This is a genomic window from Streptomyces sp. NBC_00510 (genome assembly GCA_036013505.1).
Lineage (GTDB): Bacteria > Actinomycetota > Actinomycetes > Streptomycetales > Streptomycetaceae > Actinacidiphila.
This window is the reverse complement of record CP107851.1, coordinates 4814841-4836915: the sequence shown is the minus strand read 5'-3', so window position 1 is coordinate 4836915 and position 22075 is coordinate 4814841. Positions and strand designations below refer to the sequence as shown.

20 protein-coding genes and 1 pseudogene are annotated in these 22075 nt (G+C 72.7%); 15 read left to right on the top strand and 6 right to left on the bottom strand.

The window, feature by feature from the left end; translation table 11 throughout:
* Positions 1-141 precede the first annotated feature (141 nt).
* Complete coding sequence (locus OG937_21685) at positions 142-1122, bottom strand: ATP-binding protein (GenBank protein WUD74116.1); 981 nt, start codon at positions 1120-1122, stop codon at positions 142-144.
* Positions 1123-1301: 179 nt separating this feature from the next.
* Here OG937_21685 and OG937_21680 point away from each other — a divergent pair, with 179 nt between their 5' ends.
* Complete coding sequence (locus tag OG937_21680) at positions 1302-2132, top strand: Fic family protein (protein WUD74115.1); 831 nt, start codon at positions 1302-1304, stop codon at positions 2130-2132.
* Between the two features lie 378 nt (positions 2133-2510).
* On the opposite strand, the gene OG937_21675 is transcribed toward OG937_21680, so the two are convergent.
* Positions 2511-3341 carry an HAD-IB family hydrolase gene (locus OG937_21675; protein ID WUD74114.1) on the bottom strand — a complete coding sequence of 277 codons (831 nt, stop codon included), beginning with the start codon at positions 3339-3341 and terminating at the stop codon, positions 2511-2513.
* Between the two features lie 542 nt (positions 3342-3883).
* On the opposite strand from OG937_21675, the gene OG937_21670 reads away from it, so the two are divergent.
* The 7 genes and pseudogenes from OG937_21670 (at position 3884) to OG937_21640 (ending at position 8679) form a co-directional block, all read left to right on the top strand.
* Complete coding sequence (locus tag OG937_21670) at positions 3884-4990, top strand: CpaE-like family protein (protein WUD74113.1); 1107 nt, start codon at positions 3884-3886, stop codon at positions 4988-4990.
* Entirely contained in the window at positions 4987-6141 is a 1155-nt protein-coding gene (locus OG937_21665; GenBank protein ID WUD74112.1) for a TadA family conjugal transfer-associated ATPase, read from the top strand. The genes OG937_21670 and OG937_21665 overlap by 4 nt, the downstream gene beginning before the upstream one ends.
* Positions 6138-7046, top strand: a complete 909-nt coding sequence (locus OG937_21660; protein WUD74111.1) for a type II secretion system F family protein — start codon at positions 6138-6140, stop codon at positions 7044-7046. Before OG937_21665 ends, OG937_21660 begins: the two co-directional genes overlap by 4 nt.
* Entirely contained in the window at positions 7043-7819 is a 777-nt protein-coding gene (locus tag OG937_21655; protein ID WUD74110.1) for a type II secretion system F family protein, read from the top strand. The genes OG937_21660 and OG937_21655 overlap by 4 nt, the downstream gene beginning before the upstream one ends.
* Positions 7820-7890: 71 nt before the next feature.
* The gene (locus OG937_21650) at positions 7891-8028 is read left to right on the top strand and encodes a DUF4244 domain-containing protein (protein ID WUD74109.1); all 138 of its coding nucleotides are present in this window, start codon (positions 7891-7893) and stop codon (positions 8026-8028) included.
* Complete coding sequence (locus OG937_21645) at positions 8015-8362, top strand: hypothetical protein (protein ID WUD74108.1); 348 nt, start codon at positions 8015-8017, stop codon at positions 8360-8362. The genes OG937_21650 and OG937_21645 overlap by 14 nt, the downstream gene beginning before the upstream one ends.
* A 47-nt stretch (positions 8363-8409) precedes the next feature.
* A pseudogene (locus OG937_21640) lies at positions 8410-8679 on the top strand (hypothetical protein).
* Here the strand turns inward: OG937_21640 and OG937_21635 are convergent.
* Positions 8679-11084 carry a DEAD/DEAH box helicase gene (locus OG937_21635; protein WUD74107.1) on the bottom strand — a complete coding sequence of 802 codons (2406 nt, stop codon included), beginning with the start codon at positions 11082-11084 and terminating at the stop codon, positions 8679-8681. The pseudogene OG937_21640 and the gene OG937_21635 overlap by 1 nt on opposite strands.
* Positions 11085-11219: 135 nt before the next feature.
* Here OG937_21635 and bldG point away from each other — a divergent pair, with 135 nt between their 5' ends.
* From bldG to OG937_21610, 5 genes are all read left to right on the top strand, one after another.
* Positions 11220-11561 carry an anti-sigma factor antagonist BldG gene (gene bldG, locus OG937_21630; protein WUD74106.1) on the top strand — a complete coding sequence of 114 codons (342 nt, stop codon included), beginning with the start codon at positions 11220-11222 and terminating at the stop codon, positions 11559-11561.
* A gap of 83 nt (positions 11562-11644) precedes the next feature.
* Positions 11645-12139, top strand: coding sequence for an ATP-binding protein (locus OG937_21625; GenBank protein ID WUD74105.1), 495 nt, complete (start codon positions 11645-11647; stop codon positions 12137-12139).
* Between the two features lie 310 nt (positions 12140-12449).
* On the top strand, positions 12450-14873 hold the full coding sequence (locus tag OG937_21620) for a sodium-translocating pyrophosphatase (GenBank protein ID WUD74104.1): 2424 nt from the start codon (positions 12450-12452) through the stop codon (positions 14871-14873).
* A gap of 173 nt (positions 14874-15046) precedes the next feature.
* Positions 15047-15613 carry a small secreted protein gene (locus OG937_21615; GenBank protein ID WUD74103.1) on the top strand — a complete coding sequence of 189 codons (567 nt, stop codon included), beginning with the start codon at positions 15047-15049 and terminating at the stop codon, positions 15611-15613.
* A gap of 56 nt (positions 15614-15669) precedes the next feature.
* On the top strand, positions 15670-17187 hold the full coding sequence (locus tag OG937_21610) for a class I SAM-dependent methyltransferase (GenBank protein ID WUD74102.1): 1518 nt from the start codon (positions 15670-15672) through the stop codon (positions 17185-17187).
* A 67-nt stretch (positions 17188-17254) separates the two neighbouring features.
* Here the strand turns inward: OG937_21610 and OG937_21605 are convergent, their stop codons facing one another.
* From OG937_21605 to OG937_21595, 3 genes are all read right to left on the bottom strand, one after another.
* Positions 17255-17518, bottom strand: coding sequence for a TM2 domain-containing protein (locus OG937_21605; GenBank protein ID WUD74101.1), 264 nt, complete (start codon positions 17516-17518; stop codon positions 17255-17257).
* A 155-nt stretch (positions 17519-17673) separates the two neighbouring features.
* A complete protein-coding gene (locus OG937_21600; GenBank protein ID WUD74100.1) occupies positions 17674-18084 on the bottom strand; it encodes a DUF2752 domain-containing protein in 411 nt (136 codons plus the stop codon).
* A gap of 5 nt (positions 18085-18089) precedes the next feature.
* Positions 18090-18503, bottom strand: a complete 414-nt coding sequence (locus OG937_21595) for a TM2 domain-containing protein (protein WUD74099.1) — start codon at positions 18501-18503, stop codon at positions 18090-18092.
* Positions 18504-18784: 281 nt separating this feature from the next.
* Here OG937_21595 and OG937_21590 point away from each other — a divergent pair, with 281 nt between their 5' ends.
* On the top strand, positions 18785-18979 hold the full coding sequence (locus OG937_21590; protein WUD78836.1) for a hypothetical protein: 195 nt from the start codon (positions 18785-18787) through the stop codon (positions 18977-18979).
* A 161-nt stretch (positions 18980-19140) separates the two neighbouring features.
* Positions 19141-22017 carry a type I DNA topoisomerase gene (gene topA, locus OG937_21585; GenBank protein WUD74098.1) on the top strand — a complete coding sequence of 959 codons (2877 nt, stop codon included), beginning with the start codon at positions 19141-19143 and terminating at the stop codon, positions 22015-22017.
* The last annotated feature ends 58 nt before the right edge of the window (positions 22018-22075 follow it).

The window sequence follows — 22075 nt, the reverse complement described above, 5'->3', positions numbered from 1 at the left end:
GTGGTCACGGCTGGTGCGGCGGGTGCTCTCGGCCTTGAAAGTCACGGAATGTGATTGCTTGATTACTCTCAAGAGTCGGTAAATGGAGAGTAATGCAGACAAAGGGCCCGTGGATGAGGATTCGCCCGAACGGGCGAACGATTACCCGGTGAGGGTGAACCGTTCGCCCAGGACGAAGCCCGGATCGACCTGGGAGGCGAGGTCCGCGCCCGTCCGCGCGTTGCCCCAGCTCTCCGCGTTCTTGAGGTGGAAGTGGACCATCTGGCGGGTGTAGCGCTCCCAGTCCCGCCGCTCGTACGTGGCGTCCACCGCGTCGCGCATCGACCGCAACGCGGCGCGGTTGGACTCCTCCAGCTCCCCGAAGCGCGGCGGGCGGCCCTTCTCCATGGCGCGGACCCAGTCCGAGTGCCGGGCGGTGACCAGCAGGTCGTCGCCCACCTGCGAGCGCAGGAAGTCCACGTCGTCCGGGCCCTGCACCTTGTTGCCGACGACGTGCAGGGCGACCCCGAAGTCCCGGGCGTACTCCTTGTACTGGCGGTAGACCGCCACGCCCTTCCGGGTCGGCTCGGCGACCAGGAAGGTCATGTCGAAGCGGGTGAACATGCCGGAGGCGAAGGAGTCGCTGCCGGCCGTCATGTCGACGACGACGTACTCGCCGCGGCCGTCGACCAGATGGTTGAGGAACAGCTCCACCGCCCCGACCTTCGAGTGGTAGCAGGCCACCCCCAGGTCGGACTCGGCGAAGGGGCCGGTGACCATCAGCCGCGCCTCGCCGCCGTCGAGGGCGACGGGCCGGGCGCAGGCGGCGTAGACCGGGTTGTCCTCGCCGATCCGCAGCAGGCGCGAGCCCTCGCCGGGCGGTGTGGTCTTGATCATCGTCTCGGCGGACGCGATCCGCGGGTTGGCGCCGCGCAGGTACTCCTTGATCTCCGGGAGGTGGGCGCCCATCGCCGGAAGGGCGGCGGCCTCCTCCTCCTCGAGGCCGAGCGCCGGGCCGAGGTGCTGGTTGATGTCGGCGTCGACGGCGACGACGGGGACGCGGGCGGCGGCCAGGTGGCGGATGAAGAGGGAGGACAGCGTGGTCTTGCCGCTGCCGCCCTTTCCGACGAAAGCGATCTTCATGTTCGTTAAGCGTAGTGACGGGACGTGTCTCCCGCGGTTTCCGCCGCGGGAGTTCACCCGTCGGTGGAGATCCGGGTCCCGTCCGGCCCCTCCGTCCGGCACGGCGCGGGGGTGCCGGCCCGCGTGACGATGCCCACTCGCCCACCGGGGCGCCGCCGGGGGTGCGTAGGGTCGTGGCTATGGGTACGACAGCTGATCCGCTCGCCGTCCTCGGTTCGCTCCCCGGTGTCGCCGAGTCGGTGGACTCCGTACGGAAGGCCGTGGACCAGGTCTACGGCCACCGGGTGATGCGCCGCCGCTCCGACGAGGTGTCCTCGGAGGCGGCGCTGCGTGGCGCCCGCGGTTCCGCGGCGCTCGCCGGTGCCGACTGGGCGCTGGAAGAGGTGCGCAGGCGCAGCGACTTCTCCTCCGACGACGAGTCGCGCGCGGTGGGCGCCGCGCTGCGGCTCACCGCCGAGTCCGGCCAGTTGCTCTCCGTCTGGCGGCAGTCGCCGCTGCAGGCGCTGGCAAGGCTGCACCTGGTCGCGGCCGGTGGCACCTCACCGGACGAGACGGTCGGCCGGCCGCGGCAGGCCGGCGAGAAGGTCGAGGAGCCGCTCCTGGACGTCGCCGAGTTCCCGCTGCCCGAACCCGCGGAGGTCGTCGCGCGGCTCGACGGACTCGCCGACCTCCTGCTGTCCGGCAGCGAGGCGCCGGCGCTGGTCGTCGCCGCGGTCGTGCACGGAGAGCTGCTGTGCCTGCGGCCGTTCGGCTCGTACAACGGCATCGTGGCGCGGGCCGCGCAGCGCGTCGTCCTCGTCGGGAGCGGTCTGGACCCCAAGTCCATCTGCCCGGCCGAGGTCGGGCACGCCGAACTCGGGCGCGCGGAGTACCTGAAGGCGCTGCGGGGCTACGTCTCCGGCACGCCCGAGGGCATGGCGGCCTGGATCTCGCACTGCGGGAAGGCCGTGGGCCTGGGCGTACGGGAGAGCGTGGCGGTCTGCGAGGCCCTGCAGCGCGGCGCCGCGTAGGGACCGCCCGGGGCGCGGGCCACGAGGTCCACGCGTACGAGGTCCACGCGCACGAGGTTGCGGCGGCACCGCAGGGTGCCGCCGCTGGCACGACCGTCGGGTTACCAGGCGTGCACGATATTTGCCCATCAGGTCGGGAGCTTTGCCCGTCACCTGGTGCGGCCGGCCCGGTCAGCGGGTCTGCGTCGCGTGGGTTCCCAGCTGTCGTGCTCGGTCCGTGGGGCCTGATTCGACGGGGTTCCTCGCGGAAGTCCGTGGTCACGCGGGCCGTATAACCTTTCTACTGCACCTTCGGGAGAACTGGAACCCCTCGCCGCAGTTCTTTGCATACGGGGTCTGATCAGCAGGATCTCCCCGAAGGGCGCGCACAGGTGCGTATCAGGACAGTGCGGGCCTGCGCCGGCGGGCCGCGTACCAGACGAGTCCCGCCGTGGCGGCGGCCGCGCCGACCGCGGCCAGTGCGAGGACGGGCCCCGAGGGCATCGTCAGCGCGGGCACGCGCTGGTGCAGCCGGACCGGACGGCTGAAGGTGAGCACCGGCCATTCGCGTGACGCCGCCTCCCGGCGCAGCCCGCGGTCGGGGTTGACCGCGTACGGGTGGCCGACCGACTCGAGCATCGGGACGTCGGTCACCGAGTCGCTGTAGGCGTAGGAGCGCTTGAGGTCGTAGCCCTCGACGGCGGCGAGCTCGGTGATGGCCCGCGCCTTGGCCGGTCCGTAGACGTAGTGCTCGATCCGGCCGGTGTAGCAGCCGTCCCGGACCGCCATCCGGGTGGCGATGACGTGGTCGGCGCCGAGCATCCCGCCGATGGGCTCCACGACCTCGGCGCCCGAGGCGCTGACGATGACGACGTCGCGGCCGGCCAGGTGGTGCTCCTCGATGAGGGAGGCGGCCTCGTCGTAGATGATCGGGTCGATGAGGTCGTGGAGGGTCTCGGCCACGATCTCCCGCACCTGCTGCACATTCCAGCCACGGCACATGTCGGAGAGGTACTTTCGCATCCCCTCCATCTGGTCGTGGTCGGCGCCGCCGAGCAGATACACGAACTGGGCGTACGCGGTCCGCAGCACGGCGCGGCGGTTGATGAGGCCGCCTTGGTAGAACGGCCTGCTGAACGCCAAGGTGCTCGACTTGGCGATCACCGTCTTGTCGAGATCGAAGAACGCGGCGGTGCGCGGCGGCAGGTGGTTTTCCACGAGGATGAGCATAGGGACCCACCATTCGGCGTAAGCTCCTGCGCGTGGGTTTGCCTGAGAAGGCCTTCGGGTACACCATGGAAGTCACGGATCGTTCGCGACCGTGCTAACCCGGTCTGGCTCCTCCCCCCCCGAGTCGGACCGTGGGGACGACCCCCGCTCTCCCCCCCGGCGGGGGTCGTCGCATGTCCGGGGGCATATTCAGGCCATGAGTCCGGACGCGCCCGGCATGTGATCGGCCCCCCGCGGCTTCCGCGGGGGGCCGGTCTTTTTCTTCGTCTGGCTACGGTGAGTGACGGATCGCATTCGTTGTGCTGCTCGGGGGAAGCCACTCGCGCGGGTGGTGGAGATATCCACAACGGACTGGTTATCCACCGATTACCACCAAGATCATCAGGTTTCGGCGACTCGCGAGACTCTGGCGGCAAATGCCGCGCCGGAGATGTGTGCGGTGCATGTGCCCGATACCGACGGGACGGGCCGGAGCGAGCGAGGGGGACGCCGAGGTGGCCGAATCATTCAACGGTGAAACAAAAGGAGCGCGTGACGGGCGGGTGCCCGGGCGGGCATCCGCATGGTCGCGCGGAAAGGACGATCCTGGCGGCGGCCCGCTCATCGTCACCGAGGACGGGGCCCTCCTGGACGACCTGCTGCGCCTGTGCGCCGCGGCGGGTGCGGAGCCGGAGGTCGCCTTCGGGGTCCCGCCGGCGCCGGGCAGCTGGGAGGGGGCGCCGCTGGTGCTGGTCGGCGCCGCGGACACCCGCCGCGTGCCCGGCACGGCGCGCCGCCGCCGGGGCGTGCTCCTGGTCGGACGGGATCTGGACGATCCGGACGTGTGGCGCCGCGCCGTGGATGTCGGCGCCGAGCACGTCGCCTTCCTGCCCGACGCCGAGACCTGGCTGGTCGACCGGATCGCCGACGTGGCGGAGGGCGCAGGCGACCCGGCCCTGACGATCGGCGTCGTGGGCGGCCGCGGCGGCGCGGGGGCCAGCACCCTGGCATGTGCGATGGCCGTCACGGCCGCCCGCTCCGGGCGCCGCACGCTGCTCGTCGACGCCGATCCGCTCGGCGGCGGCCTGGACGTACTGCTCGGGGCCGAACGGGTGGGCGGGCTGCGCTGGCCCGACCTCGCCGAGTCGCGGGGCCGGGTCAACAGCGGGGCGCTGGAGGAGTCGCTGCCCCGCACGCACGCCCTGAGCGTCCTCAGCTGGGACCGTGGCGACACCGTCGTCATCCCGCCGCAGGCCATGCGGTCGGTGATGGGCGCCGCCCGGCGGCGCGGCGGGGTGGTGGTCGTCGACCTGCCGCGCCGCATGGACGAGGCGGTGGCCGAGGCGCTCGCCCAGATCGACGTCGGGCTGCTGGTCGTCCCCGCCGAGCTGCGCGCGGTCGCGGCCGCCGGCCGGGTCGCGTCCCGGATGGCCATGGTGCTGCGGGACCTGCGCGTCGTCGCCCGCGGCCCCTTCGGCTCGGGGCTCACCGACGAGGCGCTCGCCGAACTGGTCGGGCTCCCGCTCGCCGGCGAGCTGCCGACGGAGCCCGGCCTGCCCGCCGCCCTGGACGGCGGCGAGGCGCCGGGCGGCAGCGGGCGGGGCCCACTGGCCGTGTTCTGCTCGGCCTTCCTCACGGCGGCGCTGCCCGGCGGGAGCGTGGCCGCATGAGCGCCGACGTCATGACGCCCGCCCTGCTCGACGCCGTGCGGCTGCGGCTGGCCGCCTCCGGTGACGAGCCCACCCCGGCCGGCGTGGCCGCCGCGCTGCGGGCACAGGGCCGGCTGCTGGGCGACACCGAAGTGCTCGACGTGGTGGCCGCGCTGCGCTCGGAGATGGTCGGCGCCGGGCCCCTGGAGGGGCTGCTCGCCGAACCGGACGTCACCGATGTCCTGGTGAACGGGCCGGACGAGGTGTGGGCGGACCGGGGCGCCGGACTGGAGCGCACGGAGGTGCGGTTCGCGGACGCGGCGGCCGTACGCAGGCTCGCCCAGCGGCTCGCCTCCGCGGCCGGGCGACGGCTGGACGACGCCCGGCCCTGGGTCGACGCCCGGCTGCCGGACGGCACCCGGCTGCACGCGGTGCTGCCACCGGTGGTGGTCGGCGCCCCGTGCCTGTCCCTGCGGGTCGTCCGCACCCGGGCCTTCACCCTGGACGAACTGGTGGCCGCGGGCAGCATGGACGGCGGCACGGCCGCCCTCCTGCGGGCGGTGCTGGACGCCCGCCTGTCGTACGTGGTCTCCGGCGGCACGGGCTCCGGCAAGACCACGCTGCTGAGCTGCCTGCTCGGCCTCGTCCCGCCGGGCGAGCGCATCGTCCTCGCCGAGGACTCCGCCGAGCTGCGGCCGCGCCATCCGCATGTCGTCCGGCTGGAGACCCGGCCCGCCAACCAGGAGGGCGCCGGGCTGGTCACCCTGCGGGACCTCGTACGGCAGGCGCTGCGCATGCGGCCGGACCGGCTGGTGGTCGGCGAGGTGCGCGGGCCTGAGGTCCTGGATCTGCTGGGCGCCCTCAACACCGGCCACGAGGGCGGGTGCGGGACGGTCCACGCCAATGCCGCGGGCGATGTGCCCGCCCGGCTGGAGGCTCTGGGCGCAGTTGCGGGCCTGGACCGGGCCGCGCTGCACAGCCAGTTGGCGGCCGCCCTGTCGGTGGTGGTGCATCTGGTGCGGGACCGCTCGGGGCGGCGCCGGGTCGCCGAGATCCACGTCCTGGAGCGCGGGCCGGACGGGATCGTCGGCACGGTGCCGGCCCTGTGCGGTGGCGAACGCGGCCCGGGATGGGACCGGTTGGCCGCGCTCTGCGCAAGGGGGCGGTCATGAGCGCCGCGGTGCTCCTCGCCACCCTGTGCGCGGGCACCGCCGCCTGGGTGGCATGCGCGGGGGATGAAGTCCTGCGTAGGGCAAGGACGTTGCTCAGTGGCGTCTCTGGGGCCCGCGGGGTGGCCGGTGGGCTCCTGGGGCCGGGCGGCCTCGAAACCCGCCTCAGCGGGCTGCTGGAGCCGTTCCGGGTGCGGTACGGCTGGCGCCTCGGCCGCGAAGTGCTGTTCCTGCCGGGCGGGTTGGTCGCGGGGCTGGCCGCCCGGTCGGTGCTGCCGGTCCTGCTCGGGGCGGCCGCGGTGCCGCTCGCCGGGCGGTGGCTGCGCGGGCGGGAGCGGCGCGCCGAAGCGGAACGGCGGGCCCTGGCGGTGGGCGCGCTGTGCGCGGCGGTCGCCGGCGATCTGCGGGCAGGACTGGCACCGCCCGCCGCGCTGGCCGGTGCGCTGGGCCGCGAGGGCTGGCCGGAGCACCCCGGCCTGTCGGACGCGGCGCTGCCGTTGCTGGCGGCCGCCCGTTTCGGCGGTGACGTGCCCGCGGCGTTGCGGTCGGCCGCCCGGCTGGAGGGCGCCGAGGGGCTCTCCGGTGTCGCCGCCTGCTGGCAGGTGGCGGTGGACGGCGGCGCGGGGCTCGCCGACGGCCTGGACCGGATCGCGGCCGCCCTGCGTGCCGAACGCGACCAGCGGGAGGACCTGAGGGCCCAACTGGCGGCACCCCGCTCCACCGTCGCGCTGCTGGCCCTGCTGCCCGTCTTCGGGCTGGTCCTGGGCACCGGGCTGGGCGCCGATCCGCTGGGCATCTTGCTGCGCACACCCGCGGGGCTGGGCTGCCTGGCCGCCGGCGGGCTTCTGGAGTGGGCCGGGCTCGCCTGGACCGCGCGCATCGTCCGGACCGCGGAGGGAGGGTCATGAGCGGCGACGCCGTCCACAGGCTGGGGATCGTCGTGGCCGTCGCCGCCACCGCCCTATGCGTCGCGGGCGCCCTCGCCGCCACCCGGAGGGAGCGCGCCGCGCGGCGCAGGCTGCGGCTGCTCATGGGCACAGCGCCACCGGCCCGGCGCGGCCGCAGATGGCCGGGCACGGCCTCCGCCCGGGAATGGGCGCCGGTCGCCGGGGTCGCCCTGGGTGCGTTCGCCCTGGTCGGCGGAGTCCCCGGCGCGGCGGCCGGGCTCGGCGCCGCGTACGCGCTGCGCCGACGGCAGCGGCGGCCCCGGCCCGCCGGGCCCGCGGACCAGGCCCGGGCCGCGCGGCAGCTGCCGCTGGCGGCCGATCTGATGGCCGCCTGTGTCGCGGCCGGAGCCGGGCCCCGCGAGGCAGCCGAGGCCGTCGGGCCGTCCCTGGGAGGGCCGCTCGGCGAGGCGCTCACCCGCGCCGCCGCCGAGCTCCGCCTGGGCGGCGACCCCGCGCAGTGCTGGGGCCGGCTGGACCGGCTCGGCTGCCGGGAGCTCGCCCGGTGCATGGAGCGCGCCACCACGACGGGAGTGCCGCCGGTCGAGGAGATCGCGCGGCTCGCCGCCGGCTGCCGCGCCGAGCACGCCCGTTTCGGCGCGGCGCGGGCCCGCCGCGCCGGAGTGCTGATCACCGCCCCGCTGGGGCTGTGCTTCCTGCCGGCCTTCCTCCTCGTGGGGGTCGCGCCGGTGGTGATGGGGCTGGCGGGGGCGATCCTCGCCGGCACGACGATCTGAAGGGGGATCCCATGCGAGTCATGCGTTGTCTGAGGAAGCTGAGCCGCCGGTGCCGAACCGGCGAGGGCGGGATGACCACGGCCGAGTACGCCGTGGGCACGCTGGCTGCCTGCGGTTTCGCGGCCGTGCTCTACAAGGTGGTCACCTCGGGCGTGGTCAGCTCCGCGCTCAGCGGGCTCATCAAGCGGGCCCTCGATGTGGCGTTCTGAGCGCCGCCGTGACGCCGGCTACGTCACGGCGGAGGCGGCGGTGGTCATCCCGTCGCTGGTGTTCCTCACGGCGCTGCTGCTGTGGGGGCTGGCCGCGGCGGCCGCGCAGATCCGCTGCGTCGACGCCGCACGGGCCGGAGCCCGTGCGGCGGCCCGCGAGGAGCCGGACGGCGCGGTGCTGCGGGCGGCCCGCACGGCGGCTCCCGCCGGGGCCGCCGTCTCGGTCCGCCGGGGCGGCGACCTGGTCCGGGTCACGGTCGAGGCCCGTTCCCTGTCCCTCACCCTCCACGGTGAGGCGGTCGCCGCCGTGGAGGGAACGGGGGAGGAGCCGTGAGCCGCCGGCGAGGGGGCGACCGGGGCTCCGCGACGGTCTGGACGGCCCTGCTGGGAGCGCTGCTGGCGATGGCCGCCTGCGCCGTGCTGACCTTCGGCGCCGCCGTCGCGGCACGGCATCGCGCGGGGGCCGCCGCGGACCTCGCGGCGCTCGCCGCCGCAGACCACGCACTGCGGGGCGGCGTGGAGGCCTGCGCCGTGGCCGGACGGGTGGCCGCCGCCCAGCACGCCCGGCTGGTCCGCTGTGCCGTCAGCGGTGAGATCGCCGACGTCACGGCCGCGGTCGGGCCCGCCCGGGTCCGCTCCCGGGCAGGGCCTCAGGACTCCGGATCCGGGGCGGGCGCGGGTACGGCGGGGGCGGGCTCCGACGGGCCCTCCGTCGCGAGGAGCACGTCGAGCAGGCGTACCGCGGCCTGCTTGTCCAGCGGGTCGTTGCCGTTGCCGCACTTGGGCGACTGCACGCAGGAGGGGCAGCCGAACTCGCACTCGCAGGAGGCGATCGCCTCGCGGGTGGCGGTGAGCCAGCCGCGGGCGGTGCGGAAGGCCCGCTCCGCGAAGCCGGCGCCACCGGGATGGCCGTCGTACACGAAGACGGTCGGCAGCCCGGTGTCCTGGTGGAGCGGCACGGAGACCCCGCCGATGTCCCAGCGGTCGCAGGTGGCGAAGAGCGGGAGGAGGCCGATGGAGGCGTGCTCGGCGGCGTGGAGGGCGCCGGGCAGTTCCTCGGGGTGGATGCGCGCCGCGTCGAGCTGATCGTCGGTGACCGTCCACCACACGGCACGGGTGCGCAGGGTGCGGGGCGGCAGGTCCAGCTTGGTCTCGCCCATCACCTCGTTGGTGATCAGCCGTCGACGGAGGAAGGAGACGACCTGATGGGTGACCTCGACGGAGCCGAAGTGGAGGCGGGCCTCGCCCCACTCCTCCACCAGGTCCTCGTCGAGCACGGAGATCGCCGTGGTGTCGCGGGCCATCGTCGAGTACGGCGGGTCGGCCTGCTCCACCAGCGCGACGGAGTCCTCCAGGTCCAGGTGCCGGACGAGATAGGTGCGGCCCTGGTGCAGGTGGACCGCGCCCTCGTGGACGGTGGTGTGCGCGGCGCCCGCGTCGACGGTGCCGAGCAGGCGCCCGGTCCCGGCTTCGACGACCTGGACGGGCTTGCCGCCCTCGCCGCGGATGTCGGTGAGGTCGGCGGCCCGCTCCCGCCGCGTCCAGTACCACCCGCCGGTGCGGCGCCGCAGCAGTCCGCGGCGCTCCAGCTGGGGCAGCAGCGCGGCGGTCTCGGGCCCGAAGAGCTCCAGGTCCTCCTCGCCCAGCGGCAGCTCGGCCGCGGCGGCGCACAGGTGCGGGGCGAGGACGTACGGGTTGTCCGGGTCCAGCACGGTCGACTCGACCGGGCGGCGGAAGAGCGCGTCCGGGTGGTGCACGAGGTAGGTGTCCAGCGGGTCGTCGCGGGCGATCAGCACCGCCAGCGCCCCCTGGCCCGAGCGTCCCGCACGGCCCGCCTGCTGCCACAGGGAGGCCCTCGTGCCCGGGTACCCGGCCAGGAGCACGGCGTCGAGCCCGGAGACGTCCACACCCAGCTCCAGGGCCGTCGTGGAGGCCAGTCCGAGGAGCCGCCCGGTGTGCAGGTCCCGTTCGATGGCCCGGCGCTCCTGGGGCAGGTAGCCGCCCCGGTAGGCGGCGACCCGGCGGGTCAGCCGGCGGTCGATCTCGGCGAGGCGTTCCTGGGCGATGACGGCGATCAGCTCGGCGGCCCGCCGGGAGCGCACGAAGGCGACCGTGCGGGTGCCGTCGAGCACCAGGTCCGTCAGCAGGTCGGCGGCCTCGGCGGTGGCCGTGCGGCGCACCGGGGCGCCGTGCTCCCCGCTCAGCTCGGTGAGCGGGGGCTCCCACAGGGCGAAGGCGACCTCGCCGCGCGGCGAGGCGTCCTCGGTGACCTCGGCGACGGGCACGCCCGTCAGCCGGGTGGCCGTGGCGCCGGGGTCGGCGGCGGTCGCGGAGGCGAGGAGGAAGACGGGATCCGCCCCGTAGCGGGCGCAGACACGCCGCAGCCTGCGTATGACCTGGGCGACGTGCGAGCCGAAGACGCCCCGGTAGGTGTGGCACTCGTCGATCACGACGTAGCGCAGCTGCCGGAGGAAGGAGGACCACCGGGAATGGCCCGGGAGGACACCCAGATGGAGCATGTCGGGGTTGGTGAGCACGTAGGTCGCGTACTGGCGGACCCACTCGCGCTCCTCGAAGGGCGTGTCGCCGTCGTAGACCGCCGCGCGCACCGCCTTGCCCAGCGGGGCGGCGAGTTCGGCCACGGCACGCCGCTGGTCGGCCGCCAGGGCCTTGGTGGGCGCCAGGTAGAGCGCGGTGGCGCCCCGGCCGTTCGGCGCCTCGGAGCCCTCCACGAGGGCGCTGAGGACCGGCACGAGGTACGCCAGGGACTTGCCGGAGGCCGTTCCCGTGGCGACCACCGCGGAGGTGCCGGCGAGGGCGTGGGCGGCCACCTGTGCCTGGTGCTCCCACGGCCGCTCGATGCCGGACGCGCGGACCGCGTCGATCACCTCCGGGCGGATCTGATCAGGCCAATCGGCATGGCGACCCGCCCGTGGGGGCAAGTGCTCCGTATGGGTGATGCGCGCGGCCCTGCCCGCCCCCGTGGCAAGCCGCTCCAGGAGGGCGACGGGGGAGGTGCGGCCGTGCGCCGACTGCGGAAGATGATCCTGAGCCATCGGCACTCAGTGTGTCACTGGCATGACGGACAATCGCCGTAAGGCGTCGTGCATGCCCGCTGGTAAGTGATTGAATGCCATCGCGGCTGCCGATCCATGGGGGGCGACCGCTCGATGCAAGGTGCTGGAGGATCCGTGGACCTGTCCCTGTCGACTCGAACCGTCGGCGACCGTACGGTCGTCGAGGTCGGCGGCGAGATTGATGTGTACACCGCACCCAAGCTGCGCGAGCAGCTGGTGGAACTCGTGAACGACGGTAGCTACCACCTGGTCGTGGACATGGAAGGCGTGGACTTCCTGGACTCGACGGGGCTGGGCGTGCTGGTCGGCGGGCTCAAGCGGGTTCGCGCGCATGAAGGCTCGCTGCGCCTGGTGTGCAACCAGGAGCGCATTCTCAAGATTTTCCGTATCACCGGCCTGACCAAGGTGTTCCCCATCCACACCTCGGTCGACGAGGCCGTCGCGGCGACCGACTGACGTCGGCGCCGGACCGAGGGGCTCCGGGCGACGCCGACGCCCGGGCCCCTGTGTTGCCCGCCCACAGGCACGAGGGGGAGGCCATGCCCACCGTAGAACTGCTCTTCAGCGCACTGCCGGAGCACGTCCGCACCGCACGACTGGTGGCGGCTGCGGTAGCCCGCAGGGCAGGGGTGGACGAGGCCGTCCTCGACGAGGTCCGGCTCGCCGTCGGTGAGGCATGCAGCCGGGCCGTCGGGCTGTACCGCAGCAGTGGTGCGGACCGTCCGGTGCGGGTGGTGCTGACCGAGGAGGAGAAGAAGTTCTCCATCGAGGTCGGCGACAAGTCCCCCGAGGCGGACGAACGCCCCGCCGACGCCGCCAGTGTGCCCTCGGCGCGTGGTGACAGCCCCGCCGAGCAATCCGAGCCGCTTCCCGACGGCTCACCCTCCTCGTCCGACTCCTCCGAGGCGGAGGACGAGGGCCAGATGGGTCTGGCCGTCATCAGCGGCCTCGTCGACGACGTCGAGGTCTTCTCGGGAGAGTACGGCGATGTCATCCGGATGAGCTGGCCGCTGAACCCGGCCGCGCTCTCCTAGCCGCCCAGCCCCCCTTCACGCACTCCTGCCGAGCTGCCTGCGCGCTTCTGCCGCAGGTCAGCTCGGCGTGTGCGGATTCACCCGGTGGTTGATCCACTTACACGGTGACTGTTCACCTTTTCCGGTGATATCTGCGGGCGATCTCCTTTGCTATATCCCCGGCCGCGGCGAATTTCGTTTCCTGCGCCCTGTTTTGATCTAGTTCGGCTCCCTACAATCCGTCCATCTTTGCTCAGCTCACAAGCCTGAGCGTCGTGGCTGCTAAGTCGCCGGAGCCGCGCGCCCACGTGCCAAACGTCAAGGAGGACGAATGGCGGGGCCACTTACCCCTCACCTGCAGGACATCGCCCAACCGCTTGCCGCATCACCCGTACTGACCGACGGCAACCGCAATCTCGTGCTCGTCATCGTGGTGGTGGCACTGGCCGCCCTGGTGCTCGCCGTGGTGCTGGTACGTCAAGTGCTCAGTGCCGACGAGGGCACCGACAGCATGAAGAAGATCGCGGCTGCCGTGCAGGAAGGTGCAAACGCCTACCTCGCACGGCAGTTCCGCACTCTGGGAGTTTTCGCGGTCGTCGCGTTCTTCCTGCTCATGCTGCTGCCCGCGGACACCACGGCGCAGCGCATCGGCCGAAGCGTGTTCTTCCTGGTGGGCGCCGGCTTCTCGGCGGTCACCGGCTACATCGGCATGTGGCTGGCGGTGCGCAGCAACGTCCGCGTGGCCGCAGCCGCACGAGCCGCGACCCCGGCGCCGGGTGAGCCCTCGGCGGACCTGACGACCGTCTCGCACCACGCGATGAAGATCGCCTTCCGCACCGGCGGCGTGGTCGGCATGTTCACCGTGGGCCTGGGGCTGCTGGGCGCCTCCGTCGTCGTGCTGGTCTACAAGGCCGACGCGCCCAAGGTGCTGGAGGGCTTCGGCTTCGGCGCCGCGCTGCTCGCCATGTTCATGCGTGTCGGCGGCGGCATCTTCACCAAGGCCGCGGACGTCGGCGCCGACCTGGTCGGCAAGGTCGAGCAGGGCATCCCGGAGGACGACCCGCGCAACGCCGCCACCATCGCGGACAACGTCGGCGACAACGTCGGCGACTGCGCCGGCATGGCCGCCGACCTGTTCGAGTCGTACGCCGTCACCCTGGTGGCCGCGCTCATCCTCGGCAAGGTCGCCTTCGGCGACTCCGGCCTGGCCTTCCCGCTGCTGATCCCGGCGATCGGCGTGCTCACCGCCATGGTCGGCATCTTCGCGGTGGCCCCCCGCCGCAAGGACCGCAGCGGCATGACCGCCATCAACCGCGGCTTCTTCATCTCCGCGGTGATCTCGCTGGCGATGGTGGCCGTCGCGGCGTTCGCGTACCTGCCCTCGACGTACGCGGAGCTGGCCAACGTGCCCGGCGACATCGCCTCGCACGGCGGTGACCCGCGCATCCTCGCGCTGGTCGCGGTCGCCATCGGCATCGTGCTGGCGGCGCTCATCCAGCAGCTCACCGGCTACTTCACCGAGACCAGCCGGCGCCCGGTGCGGGACATCGGCAAGACGTCGCTGACCGGGCCCGCCACCGTCATCCTGTCCGGCATCTCCGTCGGCCTGGAGTCCGCGGTGTACTCGGCCGTCCTCATCGGCCTCTCGGTGTACGGCGCCTTCCTGCTGGGCGGTGCCTCGATCTGGCTCGCCCTGTTCGCGGTGGCGCTGGCCGGCACCGGTCTGCTCACCACCGTCGGCGTGATCGTGGCCATGGACACCTTCGGCCCGGTCTCCGACAACGCCCAGGGCATCGCCGAGATGTCCGGCGACGTCCACGGCGAGGGCGCCCAGGTGCTCACCGACCTCGACGCGGTCGGCAACACCACCAAGGCGATCACCAAGGGCATCGCCATCGCGACCGCCGTGCTCGCGGCGACCGCGCTGTTCGGGTCCTTCAAGGAGGCCGTCGACACCGCGGTGCGGGAGGCGAACATCTCCGCCGCCGACCTCAGGTGGCTGGACCTGGACATCTCCCAGCCGAACAACCTGTTCGGCCTGCTGCTCGGCGCGGCCGTCGTCTTCCTCTTCTCCGGACTGGCCATCAACGCCGTGTCCCGGTCGGCGGGTGCGGTGGTCTTCGAGGTGCGCCGGCAGTTCCGCGAGCACCCCGGGATCATGGACTACACCGAGAAGCCCGAGTACGGGCGCGTCGTGGACATCTGCACCAAGGACGCGCTGCGCGAACTGGCCACCCCCGGTCTGCTCGCCGTACTCGCCCCCATCGCCGTCGGCTTCTCCCTCGGCATCGGAGCGCTGGGCTCCTACCTCGCCGGAGCCATCGGCGCGGGCACGCTCATGGCGGTCTTCCTCGCCAACTCCGGCGGTGCCTGGGACAACGCCAAGAAGCTCGTCGAGGACGGCCACCACGGCGGCAAGGGCAGCGAGGCCCACGCCGCGACCGTCATCGGCGACACCGTGGGCGACCCGTTCAAGGACACCGCGGGCCCGGCCATCAACCCGCTGCTGAAGGTCATGAACCTGGTGGCGCTGCTGGTCGCCCCGGCGGTGGTCCAGTTCTCCTATGGCGACCAGGCCAACCTCGGCGTGCGGATCGGCGTCGCCGCGGTGTCCCTGGTGGTCATCGTGGGTGCCGTCTACATCTCCAAGCGTCGCGGCATCGCGGTCGGGGACGACGAGGGCGCCGACGCCGGCCACGACGACACCGAGACCACGAAGCGATCAGCCGACCCGAATGCGACGGCCACGGTCTGACGTAGTGTGAGCTCATCTTGATACGGCGGCGGGCGTCATCCTCCGGGGTGGCGCCCGCCGCGTGCGGGCACGTCAGATGCATCACCCTCTTCTTGGTTCATAAGGGGCAATAGTGGGCGCATCGAGTGGAAGCGATGTGGCCCGCGGACAGGAGCCGTGTAGGTTCCGGGGCCGTGAACACCAAACTCGCGGCTGCGCTGTCCGTCACGGCTGTGATCCTCGCGACGGGGTCGCTGTCGGGATGCGGCGACGGCGGTAACGAAAAGCTCGACGCCTGGGCGAAGACGGTCTGCGACCAGGCCTCCGCCCAGGTCAAGAAGATCAACGACGCGAACACCCACATCAGCAACACCCCGAGCAACGCCAAGCCGCAGGACGTCCGGAGTGCCGACTCCACGGCGTTCGGGCAGATCTCGGAGGCCTACAAGGCGCTCGCCGGGATCGTCGGCAAGGCCGGCGACCCGCCGGTCGACGACGGCACGAAGCTCAAGCAGGACGCGGTCAACGACCTCAATTCGCTGTCCACCGCCTACGCGAACCTGCGCAAGCAGGTCGACGCGCTGCCCGTCTCCGACCAGGCGAAGTTCGCCGACGGGCTGAAGGGCGTCTCCGACAACCTGGCCAAGGTGAGCAAGAGCGGCGAGCAGGCGCTCGACACGCTGCGCCAGGGCGAGGTCGGCCAGGCCATGGCGAAGCAGCCCGGCTGCCAGGACTCCGGCCCGAAGCCCTCGAAGTCCTGACCGTCCGAGGGCGGGTGGGGCCCGCCGGGCGCCCCGTCGCGGGTGACAATGGCAGCGTGAGTACGCAGCCGCCCCCGCAGCCCCTGCCCGCCCCCGACCGCGCCGACCGCCTCCGCGACGCGCTGCGCGCCGCGGCCTTCACGGCCGACGGCTGTCTCGACCTGCTCGGGGCGACCGCCTACGCCGCGCTCTCGCGGGCGGAGACCGTACCCGCCCTGCGTGCCACCCGCGGCGGCAGCCCTCTGGAGAGCCTGGTGCGGCTCTTCCTGCTGCAGCAGCCGGTCCCGTACGCCCGGCTGCGCGACGTGCTGCCCCTCGACGCGGCCCTCGAGGACGGCTGGCTCGTCCGGGACGGCGACGAGGTGCGCGCCACGGTGGACGTCCGCCCCTACGGGGGCGACGGCGGCGAGGACTGGTACATCGTGTCCGACCTCGGCTGCGCGGTGGGCGGCGCCAACGGCATCCGTACGACGCCCGGCGTGGACCGCGCGGACCTGGTGCTCGGCGTCGGCGGCGCGTCGACCACGCTCGCCGGGATCACCGTCCGCACGCCCGTGGCCCGGGCGCTGGACCTCGGCACCGGTTCCGGCATCCAGGCGCTGCACGCCTCCCGGCACGCCACCCGGGTCACCGCGACCGACCTCAACCCCCGCGCCCTGCACTTCACGCGGCTCACCCTCGCCCTGTCGGGCGCGCCCGAGCCGGACGTCCGGCAGGGCAGCCTCTTCGAGCCGGTCGGCGACGAGCGCTACGACCTGATCGTGTCCAACCCGCCGTTCGTCATCTCCCCGGGCAGCCGCTTCACCTACCGCGACGGCGGCATGGCCGGCGACGACCTGTGCCGGACCGTCGTCCGGCAGGCCGCCGACCACCTCACCGAGGGCGGGCACCTCCAATTGCTCGCCAACTGGGAGCACACCGAGGGCGAGGACTGGCGGGACCGCGTCTCCGCCTGGGTGCCCGCCGGCTGCGACGCGTGGATCGTGCAGCGCGAGGTGCAGGACGTCACGCAGTACGCGGAGCTGTGGCTGCGCGACGGCGGTGACCACCTGGCGGGGCCCGAGGCGTACGCCGCCCGCTACGACGCGTGGCTGGACGCCTTCGAACAGCGCAAGACCAAGGCCGTGGGCTTCGGCTGGATCACCGTGCGCAGGACCGGCTCGGACCGTCACGCCGTCACCGCCGAGGAGTGGCCGCACCCCGTCGAGCAGCCGCTCGGGCCGCACATCGCGGCCTGGTTCGGCCGCCAGGACTTCCTGCGCGCCCACGACGACGCGGCGCTGCTCGACGAGCGCTTCAGGCTGGCGGACGAGGTGGTGCAGGAGCAGGTGGGACTGCCCGGCGCCGAGGACCCGGAGCACGTCGTCCTGCGGGCGAACCGCGGCATGCGGCGCGCGACGAGGGTGGACACGGTCGGCGCGGGCTTCGCGGGCGTCTGCGACGGGACGCTGACGGCCGGTCGGATCCTGGACGCCATCGCCCAGTTGCTGGGCGAGGACCCGGTGGTGCTGCGGGACCGTACGCCGGAGGCGATCCGGCTGCTGGTGGAGCAGGGCTTCATCGAGCCGGTGTGAGCGGGAGCGCGGCGGCCCGCCTCCGCAGCGGAGAGCGGAGGCGGGCCGTCGGGGTGCGTCGCGGGGATCAGCCCTGCAGGACGCGGCCCTTGGAGTCCGTGCGGTCCTTGCTGGTGAAGAAGAGGATCGCGTCGATCAGGGCCCAGAAGCCGAGGCCGCCGCAGGTCAGGAGCTGGGCGATGGCCATGCCGGTGTGGCCGGTGTAGAAGCGCCCGATGCCCAGGCCGCCCAGGAAGAGCTGCAGAAGACCAGCGGTGATCTTCGACTTGTCGGACAGCGGACGGCCGGCCGCGTCGTAGCCGTGCGGGGCGTCAGTGGTGGGCGTGGCCATGAAGGTCGCTCCTTGCGCAAATGGGGACGATCAGGCAGGAGCGCACGTTTCCTCAGGATCCGGCCCCCCGCCTCGGATGGCCACATACTTACATCAGAAAATTGACATCCGTCCCGATGATGAACAGCCGTCACGGAACCGTGATCACCGCGTTGTCAAACCGCGTTGCGTACGACGGCCCAGGCCACGGCGATCCCCAGGACCGCCAGTTGCGCACGGCGTCCGAGCGTGGGGCGGTAGGAACGGCCGCGCAGCCCCTCCGTCACCCACCGCGCGTACAGATAGAGGGGAAAGGGGCTCGCCAGGAGCAGCAGCGCGTTGTCGTGGAAGGCGGCCGACAGGTCGCCGTGCATCAGGTCGTAGACCATGCGGGTCGCGCCGCAGGCGGGACAGAGCAGCCCCGTCAGGAAGTTGAAGGGGCATCGGGGCAGCCAGTGCCCCTCCTGGTGCGGGTCGGTGCCCCACAGGTAGGCGGCGCCCGCCGCGCCCGCGACGAGCGACGCCACGGGGGCCGTGGCCGGTCGTCCGGCCACGGCCCTGAGGCGGTTCCAGGTCAGGGAGGTCATCGTCCTCAGCTGCGCAGGATCCGGCCCTGCGAGTCGGTGCGGTCGTTGCTCGTCAGGAAGAGGATGCCGTCGATCAGCGCCCAGATGCCGAAGCCGCCGCAGGTGAGGAGCTGCGCGACGCCGATGCCGATGTCGCCCACGTAGAAGCGCCCGATGCCCAGGCCGCCCACCAGCAGCTGCAGCACGCCGGCCACGACCTTGGACTTGTCCGACAGCGGGCGGCCGTACATGTCGTAGCCGTACGGGGCGTTGGGGTCGCCGGTGTAGGCGCCCTGCGGGTATCCCTGCTGGGGGTAACCCTGCTGCGGGTAGCCGTAGCCGGGCTGCTGGCCGTAGCCGCCGGGGCCGGCCGGGGGCTGCTGCGGGTAGCCGTAACCATCCGGCTCGGGCTGGCCGTACGGGTTGTTCGGGTCGGACATCGTGGGACTCCCCCTGAGAGAACGTTCGGTGTATCCGGACATCTTGTCAGGCGAGTCAAGGCGGTCAGGGGCGAGGAGGGCGGCCAGGGGGAAGGGGGGACGGCGAGCGGGGAGGGGCCGCGGCCGGGCCCGGTGGAACCGGGCGGGAGCGAAAGGATCCGGCCACGCCCTTTCGGGCGGAGTTCACCGTGGGTTCTTCCGGTTGTCGCCCCGGCGTGCCACTCTCCGTGGCTGCGGGGGCGTCGGTCGTGGAGCACGAGAGGGACCTGGGGGACATGTACATGGAAACCGCGCCAGGGATCTTCGCCGGGACGGTGTTCGCGGTATTCGGGGCAGCCCTCCTGGCCTGGACCGTCACCCGGTCGCTGCGGCACCTGCCGGTGGTCCAGGGAGGGGGCCCGGCGTCCGCCGCCGTGGCAGGTTTCTTCGGGGTTGTTTCGCTTCTTGTCGGGGTCTGGCTGTTCCTGATCCTCTGACCTGGGCAAATCGGACATGGACGGCAGTCCGTGCGGCAGACAGGACGCTTGTCGGGTTACCGTTCGAGTGGCGTTGCGGACTTTTCCCGTTTGACACGGGACCGGGATGTACGGTCACACTCCGCAGCGAGACCACCTTCGACCCGGAGAGAAGAGCGAAGTTGTCCCCGACCCGCGAGACCGCACAGGGCAGCGGCCGCCGACTCGTGATCGTCGAGTCGCCTGCCAAGGCGAAGACGATCAAGGGCTACCTCGGCCCCGGCTATGTCGTCGAGGCCAGCGTCGGGCACATCCGCGACCTCCCGAACGGGGCCGCCGAAGTGCCGGCGGAGTACAAGGGCCAGCCGTGGGCGCGGCTCGGCGTCAACGTCGACAGCGAGTTCCAGCCGATCTACGTCGTCAACGCGGACAAGAAGGCCCAGGTCAAGAAGCTGAAGGACCTGCTCAAGGAGTCCGACGAGCTCCTGCTCGCCACCGATGAGGACCGCGAGGGCGAGGCCATCGCCTGGCACCTGCAGGAGGTCCTCAAGCCCAAGGTCCCGGTCCGCCGGATGGTCTTCCACGAGATCACCAAGGACGCCATCCAGGAAGCCGTCCGCAACCCGCGCGAGCTGAACCAGCCCCTCGTCGACGCCCAGGAGACCCGCCGCATCCTCGACCGCCTCTACGGCTACGAGGTCTCGCCGGTCCTGTGGAAGAAGGTCATGCCGCGCCTGTCGGCCGGCCGTGTCCAGTCCGTCGCCACCCGGCTCGTCGTCCAGCGCGAGCGCGAGCGCATCGCCTTCCGCTCCGCCGAGTACTGGGACCTGTCCGGGACCTTCGCCACCGGCCGGGCCGGTGACGCCACCGACCCGGGCACCTTCGGCGCCAAGCTCAGCGCGGTCGACGGCAAGCGCGTCGCGCAGGGTCGTGACTTCGGCGCGAACGGCCGGCTCAAGGACGGTGCCAACGTCCTCCACCTGGACGAGGCCGCCGCCCGCGCGCTCGCCGCCGCCCTGGAGGGCGCCGCCTTCTCCGTCCGCTCGGTCGAGTCCAAGCCGTACCGCCGCTCGCCGTACGCGCCCTTCCGCACCACGACCCTGCAGCAGGAGGCCAGCCGCAAGCTCGGCTTCGGCGCCAAGGCCACCATGCAGGTCGCCCAGAAGCTGTACGAGAACGGCTTCATCACCTACATGCGTACGGACTCCACCACGCTGTCGGAGACCGCGATCACCGCCGCCCGGGCCCAGGTCACCCAGCTCTACGGCGCCGACTACCTGCCGGACAAGCCCCGCGTCTACGCGGGCAAGGTCAAGAACGCCCAGGAGGCGCACGAGGCGATCCGCCCCTCGGGTGATCGTTTCCGCACCCCGGCCGAGACCGGCCTGACCGGCGACCAGTACCGCCTGTACGAGCTGATCTGGATGCGCACCGTCGCCTCCCAGATGAAGGACGCGGTCGGTCAGTCCGTCACCGTCAAGGTCGGCGGTCGCGCGGCCGACGGCCGGGACGCCGAGTTCTCCGCCTCCGGCAAGATCATCACCTTCCACGGCTTCATGAAGGCCTACGTCGAGGGCGCCGACGACCCCAACGCCGAGCTCGACAGCAGCGAGCGCCGGCTGCCCGCCGTCACCGAGGGCGACGCCCTCACCGCGCGGGACGTCACCGCCGACGGCCACGCCACCAAGCCGCCCGCCCGCTACACCGAGGCCTCGCTGGTCAAGGAGCTGGAAGAGCGCGAGATCGGACGTCCGTCGACGTACGCCTCGATCATCGGCACCATCCTCGACCGCGGCTACGTCTTCAAGAAGGGCACGGCCCTGGTGCCGTCCTTCCTCTCCTTCGCCGTCGTCGGCCTGCTGGAGAAGCACTTCGGCCGGCTCGTCGACTACGACTTCACCGCGCGGATGGAGGACGACCTCGACCGCATCGCCCGCGGTGAGGCCCAGGCGGTGCCGTGGCTGCGCCGCTTCTACTTCGGCGAGGGCGACACCCCCGTCGGCGGTGCCGCGGACGCGGGCAACGGCGACGGCGACCACCTCGGCGGCCTGAAGGAACTCGTCGAGGACCTCGGCGCCATCGACGCCCGCGAGGTCTCCTCGTTCCCCGTGGGCAACGGCATCGTGCTGCGCGTCGGCCGCTACGGCCCGTACGTGGAGAAGGCCGCCGAGACCGAGGGCGAGACCGGGCAGCGCGCCGACGTCCCCGACGACATGCCGCCGGACGAGCTGACCGTCGAGCTCGCCGAGGAGCTGCTGGCCAAGCCCAGCGGCGACTTCGAGCTGGGCGCCGACCCGGAGACCGGCCGCCAGATCGTGGCCAAGGACGGCCGCTACGGCCCGTACGTCACCGAGATCCTGCCCGAGGGCACCCCGAAGACCGGCAAGAACGCGGTCAAGCCGCGCACCGCCTCCCTCTTCAAGTCGATGTCCCTCGACACGGTGACGCTGGAGGACGCGCTCAAGCTGATGTCGCTGCCGCGCGTCGTCGGCGCCGACGCCGAGGGCGTCGAGATCACCGCCCAGAACGGCCGCTACGGCCCGTACCTGAAGAAGGGCACCGACTCGCGCTCCCTGGAGACCGAGGACCAGCTCTTCACGATCACCCTCGACCAGGCCCTGGCGATCTACGCCCAGCCGAAGGTGCGCGGCCGCGCCGCGGCCAAGCCCCCGCTGAAGGAACTGGGCACCGACCCGGTCAGCGAGCGCCCCGTCGTCGTCAAGGACGGCCGCTTCGGTCCGTACGTCACCGACGGCGAGACCAACGCCACACTGCGCCGTGACGACGACGTCGAGACGATCACGCCCGAGCGCGGCTACGAGCTGCTCGCCGAGAAGCGGGCCAAGGCCCCCGCCAAGAAGACGGCGAAGAAGACGGCGGCCAAGAAGGCCCCGGCCAAGAAGGCGACCGCGACCAAGACGGCGGCGAAGAAGACGGCCGCCAAGACCACCGCGGCGAAGAAGACCGCGGCGGCCAAGACGACCGCCAAGAAGACCGTCGCCAAGGCCACGACCACGGCGAAGAAGGCCGCTTCCGCGGCCGCCGAGCCCGCCGAGTAGTTCCCGCGGGGGCCGCACGGCAGGTGCGGTCCCGGCAGGCGCCCTCCGGGACGGCACC

Bases quoted from the DNA above. Each gene is read 5' to 3' on its own strand.
- OG937_21685 (WUD74116.1), bottom strand. From the start codon at position 1,122: ATGAAGATCGCTTTCGTCGGAAAGGGCGGCAGCGGCAAGACCACGCTG.
- OG937_21680 (WUD74115.1), top strand. From the start codon at position 1,302: ATGGGTACGACAGCTGATCCGCTCGCCGTCCTCGGTTCGCTCCCCGGT.
- OG937_21675 (WUD74114.1), bottom strand. From the start codon at position 3,341: ATGCTCATCCTCGTGGAAAACCACCTGCCGCCGCGCACCGCCGCGTTC.
- OG937_21665 (WUD74112.1), top strand. From the start codon at position 4,987: ATGAGCGCCGACGTCATGACGCCCGCCCTGCTCGACGCCGTGCGGCTG.
- OG937_21660 (WUD74111.1), top strand. From the start codon at position 6,138: ATGAGCGCCGCGGTGCTCCTCGCCACCCTGTGCGCGGGCACCGCCGCC.
- OG937_21655 (WUD74110.1), top strand. From the start codon at position 7,043: ATGAGCGGCGACGCCGTCCACAGGCTGGGGATCGTCGTGGCCGTCGCC.
- OG937_21650 (WUD74109.1), top strand. From the start codon at position 7,891: ATGACCACGGCCGAGTACGCCGTGGGCACGCTGGCTGCCTGCGGTTTC.
- OG937_21645 (WUD74108.1), top strand. From the start codon at position 8,015: ATGTGGCGTTCTGAGCGCCGCCGTGACGCCGGCTACGTCACGGCGGAG.
- OG937_21635 (WUD74107.1), bottom strand. From the start codon at position 11,084: ATGGCTCAGGATCATCTTCCGCAGTCGGCGCACGGCCGCACCTCCCCC.
- OG937_21625 (WUD74105.1), top strand. From the start codon at position 11,645: ATGCCCACCGTAGAACTGCTCTTCAGCGCACTGCCGGAGCACGTCCGC.
- OG937_21620 (WUD74104.1), top strand. From the start codon at position 12,450: ATGGCGGGGCCACTTACCCCTCACCTGCAGGACATCGCCCAACCGCTT.
- OG937_21605 (WUD74101.1), bottom strand. From the start codon at position 17,518: ATGGCCACGCCCACCACTGACGCCCCGCACGGCTACGACGCGGCCGGC.
- OG937_21600 (WUD74100.1), bottom strand. From the start codon at position 18,084: ATGACCTCCCTGACCTGGAACCGCCTCAGGGCCGTGGCCGGACGACCG.
- OG937_21595 (WUD74099.1), bottom strand. From the start codon at position 18,503: ATGTCCGACCCGAACAACCCGTACGGCCAGCCCGAGCCGGATGGTTAC.
- OG937_21590 (WUD78836.1), top strand. From the start codon at position 18,785: ATGGAAACCGCGCCAGGGATCTTCGCCGGGACGGTGTTCGCGGTATTC.